Raw genomic sequence first — 16,261 nt, forward strand, 5'->3', positions numbered from 1 at the left:
GGCCGGGCGGAAGGGATATCGGATCCGGAGCGGGAGCAGTGCCCGGGATCGGGCTCGGTGGGACGGGCGTGGGCATGGCAGGAGTATGGGGGAGGTCCCGCCCCCTGCCGGCGGCGGGTCCTCGGGGTCGGATCAGCCGAGGCGGCCGAGGGCCTCCGTGGCGATGGTCTCGAAGACGGCCTGGTCGGCCGCGAAGTCCGAGTCCTGGATCGGCCAGTGGATGACGATCTCGGTGAAACCGAGGTCGCGGTGGGTCCCGGCGAAGTCCACGAAGCGCTCCAGGGAGTCGAGCACCGTGTTCTTCTCGGGCGTGAAGCTGGTGAGCAGCACCTTGTCGATGTCGGTCACGTCCCGGCCGATCTCCGCGCACGCCTTGCCGAGCCGCTCGACCTGGCCGCGCAGGGCCTCCACGGACTCGGCCGCCGTCCCCGTCTCGTACAGCTTGGGGTCGCCCGTGGTGACCCACGCCTGCCCGTGCCGGGCGGCGAGCCGCATCCCGCGCGGCCCGGTCGCCGCCACCGCGAACGGCAGCCGGGGGCGCTGCACGCAGCCGGGGATGTTGCGGGCCTCGTCGGCCGAATAGAACGTGCCGCTCTCTGTCACCGCGTCCTCGGTGAGCAGCCGGTCGAGCAGCGGGACGAACTCGGCGAAGCGGTCGGCGCGCTCCTTCGGCGTCCAGGGCTCCTGGCCGAGCGCGGTGGCGTCGAAGCCGTTGCCTCCGGCACCGATGCCGAGGGTGACCCGGCCGCCGGAGACGTCGTCGAGCGAGATCAGCTCCTTGGCCAGCGTCACCGGGTGCCGGAAGTTGGGCGAGGTGACGAGGGTGCCGAGGCGCAGGCGCTCCGTGGCGGTCGCGGCGGCGGTGAGGGTGGGCAGGGCGCCGAACCACGGGCCGTCGCGGAAGCTGCGCCAGGACAGGTGGTCGTAGGTGTACGCGGCGTGGAAGCCGAGTTCCTCGGCTCGCCGCCACGTGGCGCGGCCGCCCTCGTGCCAGCGGTCGACAGGCAGGATCACGGTGCTCAGACGCAGGCTCATGCCCCGAGCGTACGTCGGACGGCCGCGAGCCCTCGCTCACCGTGACGGCACGCAGGTACGAGCCCCGCCCCGCACCCGCACCCGCACCCGCACCACCCACGCGCACATCCACGCAGCCGCCCACGCCCCCACCGCCCACCCCACTCAAATGTGCAGGGACCCGCACGCACGTGCGTCCGGTGCGGCACCATGGGGAGGTGACCTCTCCCCGGCCCTCCTCCCGACCCGCCGTCCGGCTCATCGCCACCGACCTCGACGGCACCCTCCTGCGCGACGACAAGTCCGTCTCCGAGCGCACCGTCGCCGCCCTCGCCGCCGCCGAGCGGGCGGGGATCGAGGTCTTCTTCGTCACCGGGCGCCCGGCCCGCTGGATGGACGTCGTCAGCGCCCACGTGCACGGCCACGGCCTCGCCATCTGTGCCAACGGCGCGGCCGTCGTGGACCTGCACGCGGGCGGCACGTTCCTCGAGGTCCGCCCGCTGCCCCGGCCCGCCGCCCTCGACGTCGTACGGGCCCTGCGGGCCGCCGCCCCCGGCACCAGCTTCGCCGTCGAGCTGACCACCGGCATCCACTACGAGCCGCTGTACCCGCCTTTCTACCTCGACCCCGGCGCCACCGTCGCCACCGCCGAGAAGCTCCTCTACGAGGAGGCACCGGGCGCCGCCGCTCCCGTGCTCAAGCTGCTCGCCCAGCACCCGGAACTCGACCCCGACGTCTTCCTGGCGACGGCCCGGGGGGCCGCCGGCGACCTGGCCTCCTTCACCCGCTCCAGCCCCACCGCACTCATCGAGATCAGCGCCCTCGGCGTCTCCAAGGCGTCGACGCTCGCCCTCTGCTGCGAGGAGCGCGGCATCACGGCGGACGAGGTGGCGGCCTTCGGCGACATGCCGAACGACATCGAGATGCTGAGCTGGGCGGGCCGCTCGTACGCGATGGGCAACGCCCACCCCGAGGTGATCGCCGCCGCCTCCGGTCGCACCGTCGGCAACAACGAGGACGGTGTCGCCGTCGTCATCGAGCGCCTCGTCGCCGAAGCCCTCGCGACCCGGCCGACCGCCCCGACCGCCCCGACCCCGCCCACCACGCCGACCCGACCGACCACACCGATCCGGCCGACCACCCCGACCCAGCAGCCCACGCCGTCCACCCCGGCCCGGCCGACTCCGGCGGACCCCCTCTAGAGCGGCGCCTCCCACACCACCGACGTACCGCCGCCGTCCTCGGACAGGCCCGGGCCGCACCAGCTCGCGCCGCCGAGGGACTCGGCGCGGCGGGCGAGGTTGCGCAGACCGCTGCGCCGGCCGCCCTCCGGCAGGCCGACGCCGTCGTCCGCGACCGTGAGCCGTACCCCGGGCGAACCGTCCGGCAGGATCACCGTCGCGTCGACGACGACCTCGATCCTGCTCGCCCCGGCGTGCCGGAAGGCGTTCGACAGCGCCTCGCGGAGCGCGGCGATCAGGTTCTTGCCGGTCAGCTCGCCGACGGTGGCGTCGATCGCGCCGAGGAAGCGGTGCGCGGGCTTGAAGCCCAGCGGCACCGCCGCCATGTTGATCTCCCGCAGCACGCGCGTGCGCAGCCCCGACGGGGCCTCCGCCGGGCCCTGCTGGAGCGCGAAGATCGCCGTACGGATCTCCTGGATGGTCACGTCCAGTTCGTCCACGGCCTTGCCGACGCCCTCCTGGACGGCCGGCACGATCGCCTTCCGCTGGGCGCTCTCCAGCATCATCCCGGTGGCGAAGAGACGCTGGATGACGAGGTCGTGCAGGTCGCGGGCGATCCGGTCGCGGTCCTCGAAGACCGCGAGCCGCTCCCGGTCGCGCTGGGCCTCGGCCATCATCAGCGCGAGCGCGGCCTGTGAGGCGAACTGGGTCGCGAGGGTCCGCTCCGCCTCCGAGAACGGCCGGGCGCCCCGGGCGCGGGGCATCGCGAGCGCGCCCAGGACCCGGCCGCCGCTCTGCAGCGGCAGCAGCATGCTCGGCCCGTACGGCGAGGTCAGCCGGCTGATCATGCGCGGATCGGTGGAGGCGTCCTGGACGAAGACCGCCTCGCCCTCCAGGAGCAGCTCGACGACCTGGCTCTCCGGCGGGATCACCACCCCGAGGGACTTGGTGCGCCGGGGCGAGGAGACGGCGACGATCTCCAGGCCGCCGTCCTCGGCCGGCAGCAGCACGATCCCGGCGTCCGCGTCGGCGAGCCGCCGGGCCTGTTCGGCGACGACGGCGAGGGCGTCGTCGGCGTCGCCGCCGGAGAGCAGCGCGGTGGTGACGGCGACCGATCCGTCGATCCACCGCTCGCGCTGGCGCGCGGCCTCGTAGAGGCGGGCGTTGCCGATGGCGATGCCGGCCTCGGTGGCGAGGACCCGGACCATGTGCACGTCGTAGTCGTTGAACTCCTCGCCGCTCCGCTTCTCCGCGAGGTACAGGTTGCCGAAGATCTCGCCCTGCACGCGGATGGGGACGCCGAGGAAGGTCCGCATGACCGGGTGACCGGGCGGGAAGCCGGCCGACCGCGGGTCGGCGGAGAGGTCGGCGAGCCGGATCGTCCGCGGGTCGCGGATGAGCGCGCCGAGCAGCCCGGCGTGTCCGTCCGGGCGGCGGCCGATGCGCCGGGCCACGTCGTCGCCGACGCCGTACGTGACGAAGTCGGAGAGGCCCTTGCCCTCCTCGTCCACGACCCCGATGGCCGCGTAGCGGGCGTCGGCCAGTTGGGCGGCGGTCTCGCAGATCCGGTCGAGGGTGGTGTGGAGTTCGAGACCGGTGCCCACCGACCGCATCGCTTCGAGCAGCTGCGGCACGCGGGCGGTCAGCTCCGTGGACAGCCCCTGGAGGCTGCGGGTGGCCTCGGTGGCGGCGACCAGGGGGTCCGGGGAATCGGGCGTGGCGGCGGCGGTCATGCCCTGAGCCTAGTTAGTCCTATTTGGAGAGAAAAGTCGGACGGCCGACAACGGTGGTCGCTGTTCCGGCGAGGAGGAGATCGGTCGCCCGCTCCTGCTCCAGCATCCGCCGCAGCGGCCCGTCCTCGGCGGCGAGCTCCGCGAACGGCCCCCGCTGCACGGTCCGGCCGCCGTCCAGGACCACCACCTCGTCGACCGCGTCGAGCCCACGCAGGCGGTGGGTGATGAGGACGGTGGTACGCCCCTCGGTGGCGCGCAGCAGGTCGTCGGTGAGCGCGTCGGCGGTGGCCAGGTCCAGGTGCTCCGCCGGCTCGTCGAGGACGAGGACCGGGAAGTCGGCCAGGAGGGCGCGGGCCAGCGCGAGCCGCTGCCGCTGACCGCCGGAGAGCTTCGAGCCGTGCTCGCCCACGAGGGTGTCGAGCCCCTCGGGCAGACCGTCCACCCAGTCGAGGAGCCGGGCCCGGCGCAGCGCCTCCCGCAGCTCCTCGTCGCTCGCGTCCGTCCGGGCGAGCCGCAGGTTCTCGCGTACGGAGCTGTCGAAGAGGTGCGCGTCCTGCGCGCACAGGCCGACCAGGCGCCGGACGTCGTCGCCGTCGAGCTCCGTCGCGGCGACCCCGCCCAGCCGGTACGAGCCCCGCTCGGCGTCCAGGAACCGCAGCAGCACCTGGGCGAGGGTGGTCTTGCCGGAGCCCGAGGCGCCGACGACGGCGACCCGCCGCCCGGCGTCCAGGGTCAGCGCGAAGCCGTCGAGCGCGGGCCGGTCCTGCCCGGCGTACCGGGCGGAGAGCCCGGCCAGTTCCAGCGGGAACGGCCCGGCCGGGGGAGCGACGGCCACGATCGGCTCGTGTACCGGGACGGGCGCGTCCAGCACCTCGAAGACCCGCTCGGCGCTGTGCTTGACCCGCTGCCGGTACTGGACGGCCAGGGGCAGCCCGGTCACGGCCTCGAAGGCGGCGAGCGGAGTGAGGACGACGACCGCGAGGGCGACCCCGTCGAGCCGCCCGTCACGGACGGCCTGCACGCCGACGAAGGCGGCGGCCACCACCGTGAGGCCGCACACCACCGCCGAGAGCCCGGCCCCCAGCGCGGCCGCGGCCGACTGGCGGGAGGCGATCCCGGTGAGCGTGCGGTCGGCGGCCCGGGCCCGGCCGAGCCGGTCCCGCAGCGCCCCGGCCACGGTCAGCTCGGCGCAGCCGCGCAGCGGATCGGCCACGGCGGTCGCGAGCGCTCCGCGCGCCGGGGCGAGCCGCCGCTCGGCCCGGCGGGCCAGCGCGGCGCCCAGGGGCGGTACGAGCACGCCCGCCACGAGGAGGCCCACCGCGAGCACGGCGCCCGCCTCGGGCAGCAGCCAGGCGGTGAAACCGACCGAGCCGAGCCCCACGACGAGCGCGGCACCGGCCGGCAGCAGCCAGCGCAGCCAGTAGTCCTGGAGGGCGTCGACGTCGTGGACGAGCCGCGCGAGGAGGTCACCGCGCTCGGCGCGGCGCAGTCCGGCGGGGGCGATCCGCTCCAGCCGGGCGTAGACGGAGACCCGGAGTTCGGCGAGCATCCGCAGCACGGCGTCGTGCGAGACGAGCCGCTCGGCGTACCGGAAGACGGCCCGCCCGATGCCGAAGGCCCGAGTGGCGGTCACCGCGACCATCAGGTGCAGCACGGGCGGCTGCTCCGAGGCCCGCGAGATGAGCCACCCGGAGACGGCCATGAGTCCGACGGCCGAGCCGAGCGCCAGGCTGCCGAGCAGCAGCGCGAGCCCCATCCGGCCCCTGAGCTCTCCGGCCATGGACCGCACCCGCGCGAGCACCCCTCGCCCGGCCGCGGACACGGGCTCCGCGGTCGCGCCCACCACGTCGGCGCGCATCGCGTCGGCGCCCACCGCGTCGGCGGCCGTCCCGACGGCGTCCCTCACGTCGGGAGCCGTCGTACCGGCGGCCTCCGCGCGCTCGTCCGGCGCCCCGATCGCCACGATCCGGTCCGCCACGGCCAGCAGCGCGGGCCGGTGGACGACCAGCAGCACCGTCCGCCCGACGGCGAGCCGCCGCACGGCGTCGACGATCCCGGCTTCCGTCTCCCCGTCCAGCGCCGCCGTCGGCTCGTCGAGCAGCAGCAGCGGCCGGTCCGCGAGGAAGGCCCGCGCCAGCGCGAGCCGCTGCCGCTGGCCGGCCGAGAGCCCGGCCCCGTCCTCGCCGAGCACGGTCCCGACACCTTCGGGCAGCCCGGCCACGAAGGCGTCCGCCCCGGCGTCCCGCAGCGCCTCCCGCACCTCCTCGTCACCGGCCTCCGGCCGCGCGAGCCGCACGTTCTCGGCGATGGTCCCGGCGAAGAGGTAGGGCCGCTGCGGCACCCACGCGATCCGCGACCGCCAGGCGTCCAGGTCCAGCTCCGCCAGGTCCACGCCCCCGACCCGTACGGCTCCGCCCTCCTCCGGCTCCGTGAAGCCGAGGACGACATCGAGCAGCGTCGACTTCCCCGCGCCGCTCGGCCCGACGAGGGCCACCGTCTCCCCCGGCTCGACGGTGAGGCTCGCCCCGGCGAGCGAGGGCTCGGCGCGCCCCGGGTGGCGGACCGTCACCCGGTCCAGTTCGAGGCGGACTCCGGTCGGCACCGTCCTGGTGCCGCCCTCGCGGACCGGGGTCTCCAGGACGTCGAAGATCTCCTCGGCCGCGGCGAGCCCCTCCGCCGCCGCGTGGAACTGCGCGCCGACCTGGCGCAGCGGCAGATACGCCTCGGGGGCGAGGACCAGGATGACGAGCCCGGTGTAGAGGTCGAGGGTGCCGTGGACGAGCCGCATGCCGATGGTGACGGCGACGAGCGCCACCGAGAGCGTGGAGAGGAGCTCCAGGGCGAAGGAGGAGAGGAAGGCGATCCGCAGGGTGCGCATGGTCGCCCGCCGGTAGTCGGCGGTGATGGCGCGGATCGAGCCGGCCTGGGCCTTGGCCCGGCCGAAGACCTTGAGGGTGGGCAGTCCGGCGACGACGTCGAGGAAGTGGCCGGAGAGCCGGGAGAGCAGCTTCCACTGCCGGTCCATCCGGGCCTGGGTGTACCAGCCGATCAGGATCATGAAGACCGGGATGAGCGGCAGGGTGACGACGATGATCGCGGCCGAGACCCAGTCCTCGGTGACGATCCGCGCGAGGACCGCGAGGGGGACGACGACCGCGAGGCCGAGCTGGGGCAGATAGCGGGCGAAGTAGTCGTCGAGCGCGTCCACGCCCCGGGTGGCGAGCGCGATGAGCGAGCCGGTGCGCTGTCCGCCGAGCCAGCCCGGGCCGAGGGCGGTGGCGCGTTCGAGGAGCCGGCCGCGGAGTTCGGACTTGACCGCGGCGCTCGCCCGGTGGGCGGCGAGCTCGGTCAGCCAGGAGACCAGCCCGCGCGCCACGGCGACCCCGGCGAGCAGCAGCAGGGGAGTGGTCAGAGCGGAAACCGAGAGGCCCTTCTGGAAGGCCCCCACCACGATCTCGGCGATCAGCATCGCCTGGGCGATCACCAGAGCCGCCCCGACCAGGCCGAGGACGACGACCCCGACGAGGAAGACACGGGTCGCGCGGGCGTACCGGAGCAGACGCGGGTCGATCGGTTTCACGTGAAACATGCCCCTCTGGAAGAAGCGCCCGGGGCATCTGTTTCACGTGAAACATGCCCCCTGGAGGAAGACCGCCCGGGCCCTCGCGGACCCGGGCGCCACCGGCCCTGGCAGCGGCCGGCGGGTGCCCTAGTGGGCGGCGTCGGCGATGTGCTGGGTGCCGATCCGCTTGCGGAACACCCAGTAGGTCCAGCCCTGGTAGAGGAGGACCAGCGGCGTGGCGATGGCCGCGCACCACGTCATGATCTTGAGCGTGTACGGGCTCGACGACGCGTTGGTGACCGTCAGGCTCCACGCGGGGTCGAGCGACGACGGCATGACGTCCGGGAAGAGCGCCAGGAACAGCATCGCGACGGCCGCGGCGATCGTCACGCCCGAGAGCGCGAACGACCAGCCTTCGCGCCCCGCCTTGATCGCGCCGATCGCTCCGACCAGCGAGACGGCCGCGATCACCGTCGCCGCGAGGCTCCAGCTGTCACCCGTGTCGACCTGGGTCCAGATCAGGAAGGCGAGCGCGAGCAACGCCGTGACCACGCCCAGCTTGACCGCGAGCGCCCGCGCCCGGACGCGGATGTCACCGACCGTCTTCAGCGCCACGAAGACCGTGCCGTGGAAGGTGAAGAGGGTGAGCGTGACGAGTCCGCCGAGGATCGCGTACGGGTTGAGCAGGTCCCAGAAGGTGCCGACGTACTCCATGTTCCGGTCGATCTTCACGCCCCGGACGATGTTGCCGAAGGCCACGCCCCACAGGATCGCGGGGATCAGCGAGGTCCAGAAGATCGCCTGCTCCCAGTTGCGCTGCCAGTTCTCCTCGGGCCGCTTCGCCCGGTACTCGAAGGCGACGCCGCGGACGATGAGGCAGACCAGGATGATCAGCAGCGGCAGGTAGAAGCCGGAGAAGAGGGTGGCGTACCACTCGGGGAAGGCGGCGAAGGTCGCGCCGCCCGCGGTCAGCAGCCACACCTCGTTGCCGTCCCAGACGGGTCCGATGGTGTTGATGAGGACCCGCTTCTCGGGCCGGTTCCGGGCGAGCAGCTTGGTGAGGATGCCGACTCCGAAGTCGAATCCCTCCAGGAAGAAGTAGCCGATCCAGAGGACGGCGATGAGTACGAACCAGACGTCGTGGAGTTCCATGACTCGATCTCCTGAGCCTCAGTACGAGAAGGCCATGGGCCGGTCGGGGTCACGGGTGTCCCCGCCGATCCTGGTGGGCGGGTTGAGGTCGTTCTCGGTGAGCTCGGGCGGGCCGGCCTTCACGTACTTCACGAGGAGCTTGACCTCGATGACGGCGAGGATCGCGTAGAGCGTGGTGAAGACGATCATCGAGGTGAGCACCTCGCCCTGGGAGACGCCGGGGGAGACGGCGGAGCTGGTCTTCATCACGCCGTAGACCACCCAGGGCTGACGGCCCATCTCGGTGAAGATCCAGCCCCAGGAGTTGGCGATCAGCGGGAAGGCCATGGTCCAGAGCGCCACGATCCAGTACCACTTGCCGATCTTCGGGCTGAGCGCCTTGTTCTTGAAGAGGACGAGGTTCGGCACCTCGTCCTCACCGGTCCTCAGTCCGGGGGCGAGCAGGAACTTCTTGCGCGTCAGCCAGAGCCCGATCACGCCGATGGTGAGCGAGGCCATGCCGAAGCCGATCATCCAGCGGAAGCCCCAGTAGGCGACCGGGATGTTGGGCCGGTAGTCGCCGGGGCCGTACTTCTCCTGCTCGGCCTTGTTGATGTCGTTGATGCCGGGGACGTACGAGTCGAAGTCGCCGTTGGCGAGGTAGGACAGTATTCCGGGGACCTCGATGGCGACCTTGTTGTGTCCCTTCTCGACGTCGCCGTAGGCGAAGATCGAGAAGGGGGCCGGTGCCTCTCCGTCCCACAGGGCCTCGGCGGCGGCCATCTTCATCGGCTGCTGCTTGAACATGACCTTGCCGAGCACGTCACCGCTGATCGCCGTGCCGAGGCCGGCGATGATCAGCGTGATCAGGCCGACCCGGAGCGAGGTCCGCATCACCGCGACGTGCCGCTTGCGCGCCAGGTGGAAGGCGGAGATGCCCGCCATGAAGGCTCCGCCGACAAGGAAGGCCGCGGTCATGGTGTGGAAGAACTGGGTGACCGCGGTGTTCTGGGTGAGCACCGCCCAGAAGTCGGTGAGCTCGGCGCGGGCGCCCTGGCCGCGGTCCTCGTTGATCCGGTAGCCGACCGGGTGCTGCATCCAGGAGTTGGCGGCCAGGATGAAGTACGCGGAGAGGATGGTGCCGATCGACACCATCCAGATGCAGGCGAGGTGGATCTTCTTCGGCAGCTTGTCCCAGCCGAAGATCCACAGGCCGATGAAGGTGGACTCGAAGAAGAAGGCGATGAGCGCCTCGAACGCCAGCGGAGCACCGAAGATGTCGCCGACGAAACGGGAGTAGTCCGACCAGTTCATGCCGAACTGGAACTCCTGCACGATGCCGGTGACGACACCCATGGCGATGTTGATGAGGAAGAGCTTTCCCCAGAACTTCGTCGCCTTGAGGTACTTCTCCTTCCCGGACCTGACCCAGGCGGTCTGCAGACCGGCGGTGAGGGCGGCGAGGGAGATCGTCAGCGGTACGAAGAGAAAGTGGTAGACGGTGGTGATGCCGAACTGCCAGCGCGCCAGAGTCTCGGGCGCCAAAGCGAGGTCCACTGCGTCTTCTCCTTACATCGCCGTGGTTGCATCGGCAGTTTGCCCCTTTGATCCCCCCTATTACGGGACGAACAGGGACACGCTTGTGAACGCGTTCACATTCACAAGCATTATGACTCATACGAAATCCGTACTGGAGGGCGGGGGGCTGTACCGAAGGTCACACCTTCCCAAGGCCTTCAACATATTGTTGAATCCGGGCCATGACCCTTCGGATACGCCTCACTTGGCCGGCCGGGCACACCACGGCCACACTCGACGAGACCCCCACGAGCACCGCGCTCCTGGGGGCTCTGCCGATCGTCTCCACCGCCCGCACCTGGGGCGAGGAGGTCTACTTCGACACGCCGGTCTCCGTGCCGCGCGAGGGCGGGGCGCGCCAGGTCGTCGATCCCGGCACGGTGGCCTTCTGGACCGACGGCGACGCACTCGCCCTCCCCTACGGGCCCACCCCGATCTCCCGGGGAGACGAATGCCGGCTGGCGAGCCCCTGCAACGTGCTGGGCTCGCTCGACGACGACCCGCGGATCCTGGCCACCGTCCGCGACGGCGACCCGATCCGCGTCGAACTCGCCTGACCCGCCGGGGTCGGGCGCCGTACCCTCACGGCCGTCAGGCCTCCCGGCGGAAGCCCTCCGCCACCTTCAGGAACAGGTCGTTCGCCTCGGTCTCACCGATCGTGACGCGCACGCCCTCCCCCGCGAACGGCCGCACCACCACGCCGTGCCGCTCGCACTCCGCCGCGAAGTCCACGGTCCGCTCGCCGAGCCGCAGCCAGACGAAGTTCGCCTGGGCGTCCGGCACGGTCCAGCCCTGGGCCACGAGCCCGGCGTGGACCCGCTCGCGCTCCGCCACCAGCGAGCCGACCCGTCCGAGCAGCTCGTCCTCGGCGCGCAGCGAGGCCACCGCCGCGTCCTGCGCCAACTGGCTCACGCCGAACGGCACCGCCGTCTTGCGCAGCGCGGCCGCCACCGGCTCGTGGGCGATCGCGAAGCCGACCCGCAGCCCCGCCAGGCCGTACGCCTTGGAGAAGGTGCGCAGCACCGCCACGTTCGGCCGGTCGCGGTAGAGCTCGATGCCGTCCGGGATGTCGGTGTCGCGGACGAACTCCTTGTACGCCTCGTCGATCACCACCAGGACGTCGGAGGGCACCCGGTCCAGGAAGCGCTCCAGCTCGGCGCGGCGCACGGCGGTGCCCGTCGGGTTGTTGGGGTTGCAGACGAAGATCAGCCGGGTCCGGTCGGTGATCGCCGCGGCCATCGCGTCGAGGTCGTGCACCTCGCCGTCGGTCAGCGGCACCTGCACCGAGGTCGCCCCGGTGATCTGCGTGATGATCGGGTACGCCTCGAAGGAGCGCCAGGCGTAGATGACCTCGTCGCCCGGGCCCGAGGTCGCCTGGAGCAGCGACTGGGCGACACCGACCGAGCCGGTGCCGGTGGCGATGTGGGAGACCGGGACGCCGAAGCGGTCGGCCAGCTCCGCCGAGAGCGCCGTGCACGCCAGGTCCGGGTACCGGTTGAGGTTCCCGGCGGCGGCCAGCGTGCTCTCCATCACGCCCGGCAGCGGCGGGTAGGGGTTCTCGTTGGAGGAGAGCTTGAAGGCGGCCGCGCCGCCCGCCGCGGCCGGCTTGCCCGGCTTGTAGGCGGGGATGCCGTCCAGCTCGGCGCGCAGCTTCGGGGTGGACGTGCTCGTCCCGCTGGTCTCGCTCACAGTGTGGCCTCCTCGACCGTCCGTACCACCAATGCTTCTCACTTTATGAGGATTCCCGGCCGCTGCGAATGGGCTGTGGACAACAGCCCTGCAACGCTGTGGAAAACCCGCCCCGCACCCGACCCGCTGCCACCCCGTGTCCCACCCCGAGGGCACTCCGTATCCCGCACCCACGGCCACCCTGCGCCCCACCTCTAGAGCACTCCGTGTCCCACACCACGGCCACCCCGTGTCCCGGTCCCGCGCCCCACCCGCGTCCCGCCCCCACAGCCACCCTGCGGCCCGCCCCGTGCCAGGCCCTGTGGCCGTCCCCGCGACCCGCTGCGGCCGAGGGGGCGCGCGGGTGGGTGGCGCGCGCCGGTGGCGAGCGCCGTGGCGCGCGTCCCCCGTAGAGGTGAGTTGAGACCTCTTCGAGACCTCGACCCCACGCCAGGCCCATCCCATCCGAAGGCATCGAGTCGCATGAGAAATCGCTCAACTACCTTTGATTTACTGACTCTTGATGCCTTCTAGCCATGCAGAAACGTGCCTGTCAATGCTTGCATATGCGGCCGTCTCACCCACCCCTCATCGCCCTACTATCGGCTCGCCATGACAGCAGCAGGGAAGCACCAGGTGAGCCGGGCACAGACCCGGGGAAGCCGGCAGGGCCGGGCAGGCATCCGGGACGTGGCCGCCGCCGCCGGGGTCTCCATCACGACTGTCTCCGACGCGCTCAACGGCAAGGGCCGACTCCCGGACGCCACCCGCCGGCACGTCCGCGAGGTCGCCGACCGGCTGGGCTACCGCCCCTCCGCGGCGGCTCGCACGCTCCGCACCGGCAAGTCGGGACTCATCGGCCTGACCGTGACCACGTACGGGGATGAACCTTTCACCTTCACGGAGTTCGCCTACTTCGCGGAGATGGCCAGGGCCGCCACCTCGGCCGCGCTCGCCCGCGGCTACGCCCTCGTCATCCTTCCCGCGACCTCACGCCATGACGTCTGGTCGAACGTCGCCCTCGACGGCACCGTCGTCATCGACCCGTCCGACCACGACCCGGTCGTCACCGAGCTCGTCCGCCAAGGCCTCCCCGTCGTCTCCGACGGACGCCCCGCCGGCACGCTCCCGGTGACCGCCTGGGTCGACAACGACCACGAGGCCGCCGTCCTCGACCTCCTCGACCACCTCGCCGACGCCGGCGCCCGCCGCATCGGCCTCCTCACCGGCACCACCACCGACACCTACACCCGTCTCTCCACCACCGCGTACCTCAACTGGTGCGAGCGGGTCGGACAGGACCCCGTCTACGAGGCATATCCGGCGCACGATCCGTGCGCGGGCGCCGTCGCGGCCGACCGGCTGCTCGCCCGCCCGGACCGTCCCGACGCCGTCTACGGCCTGTTCGACCCCAACGGCACCGATCTCCTCGCCGCCGCCCGTCGCTACGGTCTGCGCGTCCCCGAGGACCTGCTGATCGTGTGCTGCAGCGAGTCCACCGTCTACGCCACCACAGAGCCGCCCATCAGCACGCTCTCGCTCAAGCCGCGGCGGATCGGCACCGCCGTCGTCCAGCTCCTCATCGACGCCATCGAGGGGATCGAGAACGACGGTCCGGTCGAGCAGGTGATACCGACCGAACTCATCGTCCGCACCTCCTCGCAGCGCCGCTCGCCGCGGACGACCGTCAGCCCGCCGCGCTCGCCCGCGAAGGACTGACCCTCACGCGCGGGTGCGACCGCACCCCCGATCCCGGCCGCGCCGAAGGAGCGGCCGGACGCACGACATCAGAACGACCGCGAACGAAGCCCCCGTCCCGCCCTCTGCCCGTGGGCGGAGACGGCGAAACCGGCCGCCTGCCGGTCCCGACCCTGGACTGGACCTTCTCAATTCGGGCGAAACAACCGGTGAACCCGGAGCGAACCCGGATTCACCACCCCTGGTGCGTCACACAGGCGGACCCTCATTCCTATGATGGGCGCACGACACCGCGGACCTCCCCGACCAGGCCGGTCCGCGATGTGCAGGGCATCGCGACGGTGGTGGAGGGGTCGATGACTCAGGGGGCCGGGCAGGATCCCGTGGAACGCACGGCGACATTGCGTGACTTCCGCGTACCGCCGTACGCCCGCGTGCCCGTACAGGGCCACACGGCCGAGCGGCCTCCCACGCCCTCCGATCCCACGCTCCACCTGGGCACGCGCCCGGCCGCGTTCCCGGAACCGGTCGGCTTCGGAGCCCCGGCAGCGGCGCCCGTACCGACTCCGGCGCCCGTACCGACTCCCGCTGCCGTACCGACTCCGGCTGCCGAACCGGCTCCGGCTGTCGTACGGGCCCCGGCTGTCGGACAGGCCCCGGCGCAGCACCCGGAGCCCGTCGCGTACCCCGAGTCCACGTCGTACCCGGAGTCCACTCCGTACCCCGAACCGGCCCCGTACGCCGAGCACAGCGGACCCGCGCCTTCCGCCGCCCCCGCATCGGCCTCTGTACCCACGCCGGCCGCAGCGGCCGCGCACCCCGCGCCGCTCCCCCGCGTCACCCAGGTCCACTCCGGCGCCGGCTACCCCGCCGAGTTCCCGGACGGCTACACCCCCACCGAGCGCGACCTCCCGGTCATCCAGCGCGGCGACACCGTCCAGGTGCCCGTCGCCCCGGCCGCCGCCCCGGCGCCCGCGCCCACCGGCGACGGCCCCGGCCCGCTCTTCGTCGTTGGCGACGTCCACGGCTACCTCGACGAACTCGTCGAGGCCCTCCACGCCCAGGGCCTGATCGACGAGAACGGCGGCTGGGCCGCGGGCAACGCCCGGCTGTGGTTCCTCGGCGACTTCACCGACCGCGGGCCCGACGGCATCGGCGTCATCGACCTCGTCATGCGGCTCTCCGCCGAGGCCGCCGCCGCCGGCGGGTACTGCAAGGCCCTCATGGGCAACCACGAGCTGCTCCTCATCGGCGCCAAGCGCTTCGGCGACACCCCGGTCAACTCCGGGGCCGGCACCGCCACCTTCCAGGCGGCCTGGCTGCTCAACGGCGGGCAGAAGCACGACATGGACCGCCTCCAGGACGTCCACCTGCAGTGGATGTCCCGTCTCGACGCCGTCGTCCACGAGGACGACCACCTGCTGCTGCACTCGGACACCACCGCGTACCTCGACTACGGCCAGACCATCGAGGACGTCAACGAGACCGTTCACGAGATCATCCGGCGCAACGACGCCGACGAGGTCTGGGACCTCTTCCGGAAGTTCACCAAGCGCTTCGCCTTCCGCGACGAGGCCGGCCCGCAGGCCGTCCAGGAGCTGCTGGGCACCTACGGCGGATCCCGGATCGTGCACGGCCACAGCCCGATCCCGTACCTCCTCGGCCAGGTCGGCACGGAGGATGGCGAGGAGGACTCCCGCCCGGCCGTCGAGGGCCCGCACGTCTACGCCGACGGGCTCGCGATCGCGATGGACGGCGGCGTCACCATGGCCGGAAAGCTGCTGGTCGTCCAACTCCCCCTGGGGGACTGACTCTCACCCAGCGCATCCGGTACAGGCGATTTCCGGAAACCCCCTGTCAGCACGCCCGCTCACGGCCCTACCATCGGTCTCCCTAGGTAGGCAGGCTCTCCTCCGCTTCCGCCCGGACCGCCGTTCTCCACGGTCGGTCCCGGCCCACCGAGCATCGGGGGATGCACATGAACGTGGCTCCGCACCTGCTGACCGAGGACCGCGCCGATTACGAGCGCGTCCTCGACGAGGCACTGCGCACCGCGCCGGAACGGCCGGAACTCGCCGGAGCGGGAACGCGGCTGACGGCCGCCCAGCTCCGGGTGATGGCGCTGAACGCGACAGCACTCATCACCGCCGCGGCGGCGAGCGAGTACGAGCACTTCGTCAAGGTGCGCGAGCAGTGCCGCGCCGCGTCCAACCGGCCGCGGACCCCCGCCCCCGACGAGTCGCCGGGCGCCGTCGCGGTCCTCACCACGCTCGTGCCGGTCCTCGCGGGCAGCGCGTCCGTGATCTTTCTCCTGGTCGGCGCCGTGGTCCACCTGCTCGTCCCGGCCGCCGCCCTCGGCACCACCCTGCTCACCGCGGGCCTGGTCTTCGGCGCCCTCGCCGCCGCCGGCCTCCTCTGCGCGGGCGTCGGCCTCCTGCTCACGGCGCTCCGCAACAGCCCGGCCGAGAGCCACGTCCCCGACGACGAGCTCACCCGGGCCCGCGCCGACTGGCGCCACGCCCTGCTCGAACGCGGCGTCGTCCCCTTCCTCCAGGCCGCCCTCACCACCCCCGAGACCGGGCACACCCCCGAGCGCACCCCGACCCCGGCCCCGGCCCCCGGACCCGATCCCGCACCCCTCCCTGACCCGCCGCCCCCGACACCGACCCCGTGAAACGGAGCCTCTGACACGGAGC

The 16,261-nt window shown here is 72.4% G+C and carries 11 protein-coding genes; 5 read left to right on the forward strand and 6 right to left on the reverse strand.

What is annotated here, in order from left to right; genetic code table 11:
• Nucleotides 1–132: 132 nt before the first annotated feature.
• Nucleotides 133–1,035, reverse strand: coding sequence for an LLM class flavin-dependent oxidoreductase (locus ACF1BN_RS27895; RefSeq protein WP_392334353.1), 903 nt, complete (start codon nucleotides 1,033–1,035; stop codon nucleotides 133–135).
• A 197-nt stretch (nucleotides 1,036–1,232) separates the two neighbouring features.
• Between ACF1BN_RS27895 and ACF1BN_RS27900 the strand changes: the two genes are divergently transcribed.
• Nucleotides 1,233–2,216 (forward strand): HAD hydrolase family protein, encoded by a 984-nt coding sequence (locus tag ACF1BN_RS27900; protein ID WP_392334354.1) that lies wholly within the window; start codon nucleotides 1,233–1,235, stop codon nucleotides 2,214–2,216.
• On the opposite strand, the gene ACF1BN_RS27905 is transcribed toward ACF1BN_RS27900, so the two are convergent.
• From ACF1BN_RS27905 to ACF1BN_RS27920, 4 genes are all read right to left on the reverse strand, one after another.
• Nucleotides 2,213–3,928: a GAF domain-containing sensor histidine kinase gene (locus tag ACF1BN_RS27905; RefSeq protein WP_392334355.1), complete on the reverse strand. Its 1,716-nt coding sequence runs from the start codon at nucleotides 3,926–3,928 to the stop codon at nucleotides 2,213–2,215. The two genes, ACF1BN_RS27900 and ACF1BN_RS27905, sit on opposite strands and share 4 nt — an antisense overlap.
• A gap of 19 nt (nucleotides 3,929–3,947) precedes the next feature.
• On the reverse strand, nucleotides 3,948–7,508 hold the full coding sequence (gene cydD / locus ACF1BN_RS27910) for a thiol reductant ABC exporter subunit CydD (protein ID WP_392334356.1): 3,561 nt from the start codon (nucleotides 7,506–7,508) through the stop codon (nucleotides 3,948–3,950).
• A 129-nt stretch (nucleotides 7,509–7,637) separates the two neighbouring features.
• Nucleotides 7,638–8,642: a cytochrome d ubiquinol oxidase subunit II gene (gene cydB / locus ACF1BN_RS27915; RefSeq protein WP_392334357.1), complete on the reverse strand. Its 1,005-nt coding sequence runs from the start codon at nucleotides 8,640–8,642 to the stop codon at nucleotides 7,638–7,640.
• An 18-nt stretch (nucleotides 8,643–8,660) separates the two neighbouring features.
• Nucleotides 8,661–10,178, reverse strand: coding sequence for a cytochrome ubiquinol oxidase subunit I (locus tag ACF1BN_RS27920; protein WP_392334358.1), 1,518 nt, complete (start codon nucleotides 10,176–10,178; stop codon nucleotides 8,661–8,663).
• A gap of 203 nt (nucleotides 10,179–10,381) precedes the next feature.
• Here ACF1BN_RS27920 and ACF1BN_RS27925 point away from each other — a divergent pair, with 203 nt between their 5' ends.
• Entirely contained in the window at nucleotides 10,382–10,756 is a 375-nt protein-coding gene (locus ACF1BN_RS27925; protein WP_392334359.1) for a cyclophilin-like fold protein, read from the forward strand.
• 34 nt (nucleotides 10,757–10,790) lie between these two features.
• On the opposite strand, the gene hisC is transcribed toward ACF1BN_RS27925, so the two are convergent.
• Nucleotides 10,791–11,888: a histidinol-phosphate transaminase gene (gene hisC / locus ACF1BN_RS27930; protein WP_392334360.1), complete on the reverse strand. Its 1,098-nt coding sequence runs from the start codon at nucleotides 11,886–11,888 to the stop codon at nucleotides 10,791–10,793.
• Between the two features lie 591 nt (nucleotides 11,889–12,479).
• Between hisC and ACF1BN_RS27935 the strand changes: the two genes are divergently transcribed.
• The 3 genes from ACF1BN_RS27935 (at nucleotide 12,480) to ACF1BN_RS27945 (ending at nucleotide 16,239) form a co-directional block, all read left to right on the forward strand.
• Nucleotides 12,480–13,586 (forward strand): LacI family DNA-binding transcriptional regulator, encoded by a 1,107-nt coding sequence (locus ACF1BN_RS27935; RefSeq protein WP_392334361.1) that lies wholly within the window; start codon nucleotides 12,480–12,482, stop codon nucleotides 13,584–13,586.
• A gap of 335 nt (nucleotides 13,587–13,921) precedes the next feature.
• A complete protein-coding gene (locus ACF1BN_RS27940; protein ID WP_392334362.1) occupies nucleotides 13,922–15,376 on the forward strand; it encodes a metallophosphoesterase in 1,455 nt (484 codons plus the stop codon).
• Between the two features lie 161 nt (nucleotides 15,377–15,537).
• On the forward strand, nucleotides 15,538–16,239 hold the full coding sequence (locus ACF1BN_RS27945; RefSeq protein WP_392334363.1) for a hypothetical protein: 702 nt from the start codon (nucleotides 15,538–15,540) through the stop codon (nucleotides 16,237–16,239).
• The last annotated feature ends 22 nt before the right edge of the window (nucleotides 16,240–16,261 follow it).

Origin of the sequence: Streptomyces sp. NPDC014861, assembly GCF_043081625.1 — a bacterium.
GTDB lineage: Bacteria > Actinomycetota > Actinomycetes > Streptomycetales > Streptomycetaceae > Streptomyces.

Coding starts and splice junctions, on each gene's coding strand:
- ACF1BN_RS27895 (WP_392334353.1), bottom strand. CDS start 1,035: ATGAGCCTGCGTCTGAGCACCGTGATCCTGCCTGTCGACCGCTGGCAC.
- ACF1BN_RS27905 (WP_392334355.1), bottom strand. CDS start 3,928: ATGACCGCCGCCGCCACGCCCGATTCCCCGGACCCCCTGGTCGCCGCC.
- cydB (WP_392334357.1), bottom strand. CDS start 8,642: ATGGAACTCCACGACGTCTGGTTCGTACTCATCGCCGTCCTCTGGATC.
- ACF1BN_RS27925 (WP_392334359.1), top strand. CDS start 10,382: ATGACCCTTCGGATACGCCTCACTTGGCCGGCCGGGCACACCACGGCC.
- ACF1BN_RS27935 (WP_392334361.1), top strand. CDS start 12,480: ATGACAGCAGCAGGGAAGCACCAGGTGAGCCGGGCACAGACCCGGGGA.
- ACF1BN_RS27940 (WP_392334362.1), top strand. CDS start 13,922: ATGACTCAGGGGGCCGGGCAGGATCCCGTGGAACGCACGGCGACATTG.
- ACF1BN_RS27945 (WP_392334363.1), top strand. CDS start 15,538: ATGCACATGAACGTGGCTCCGCACCTGCTGACCGAGGACCGCGCCGAT.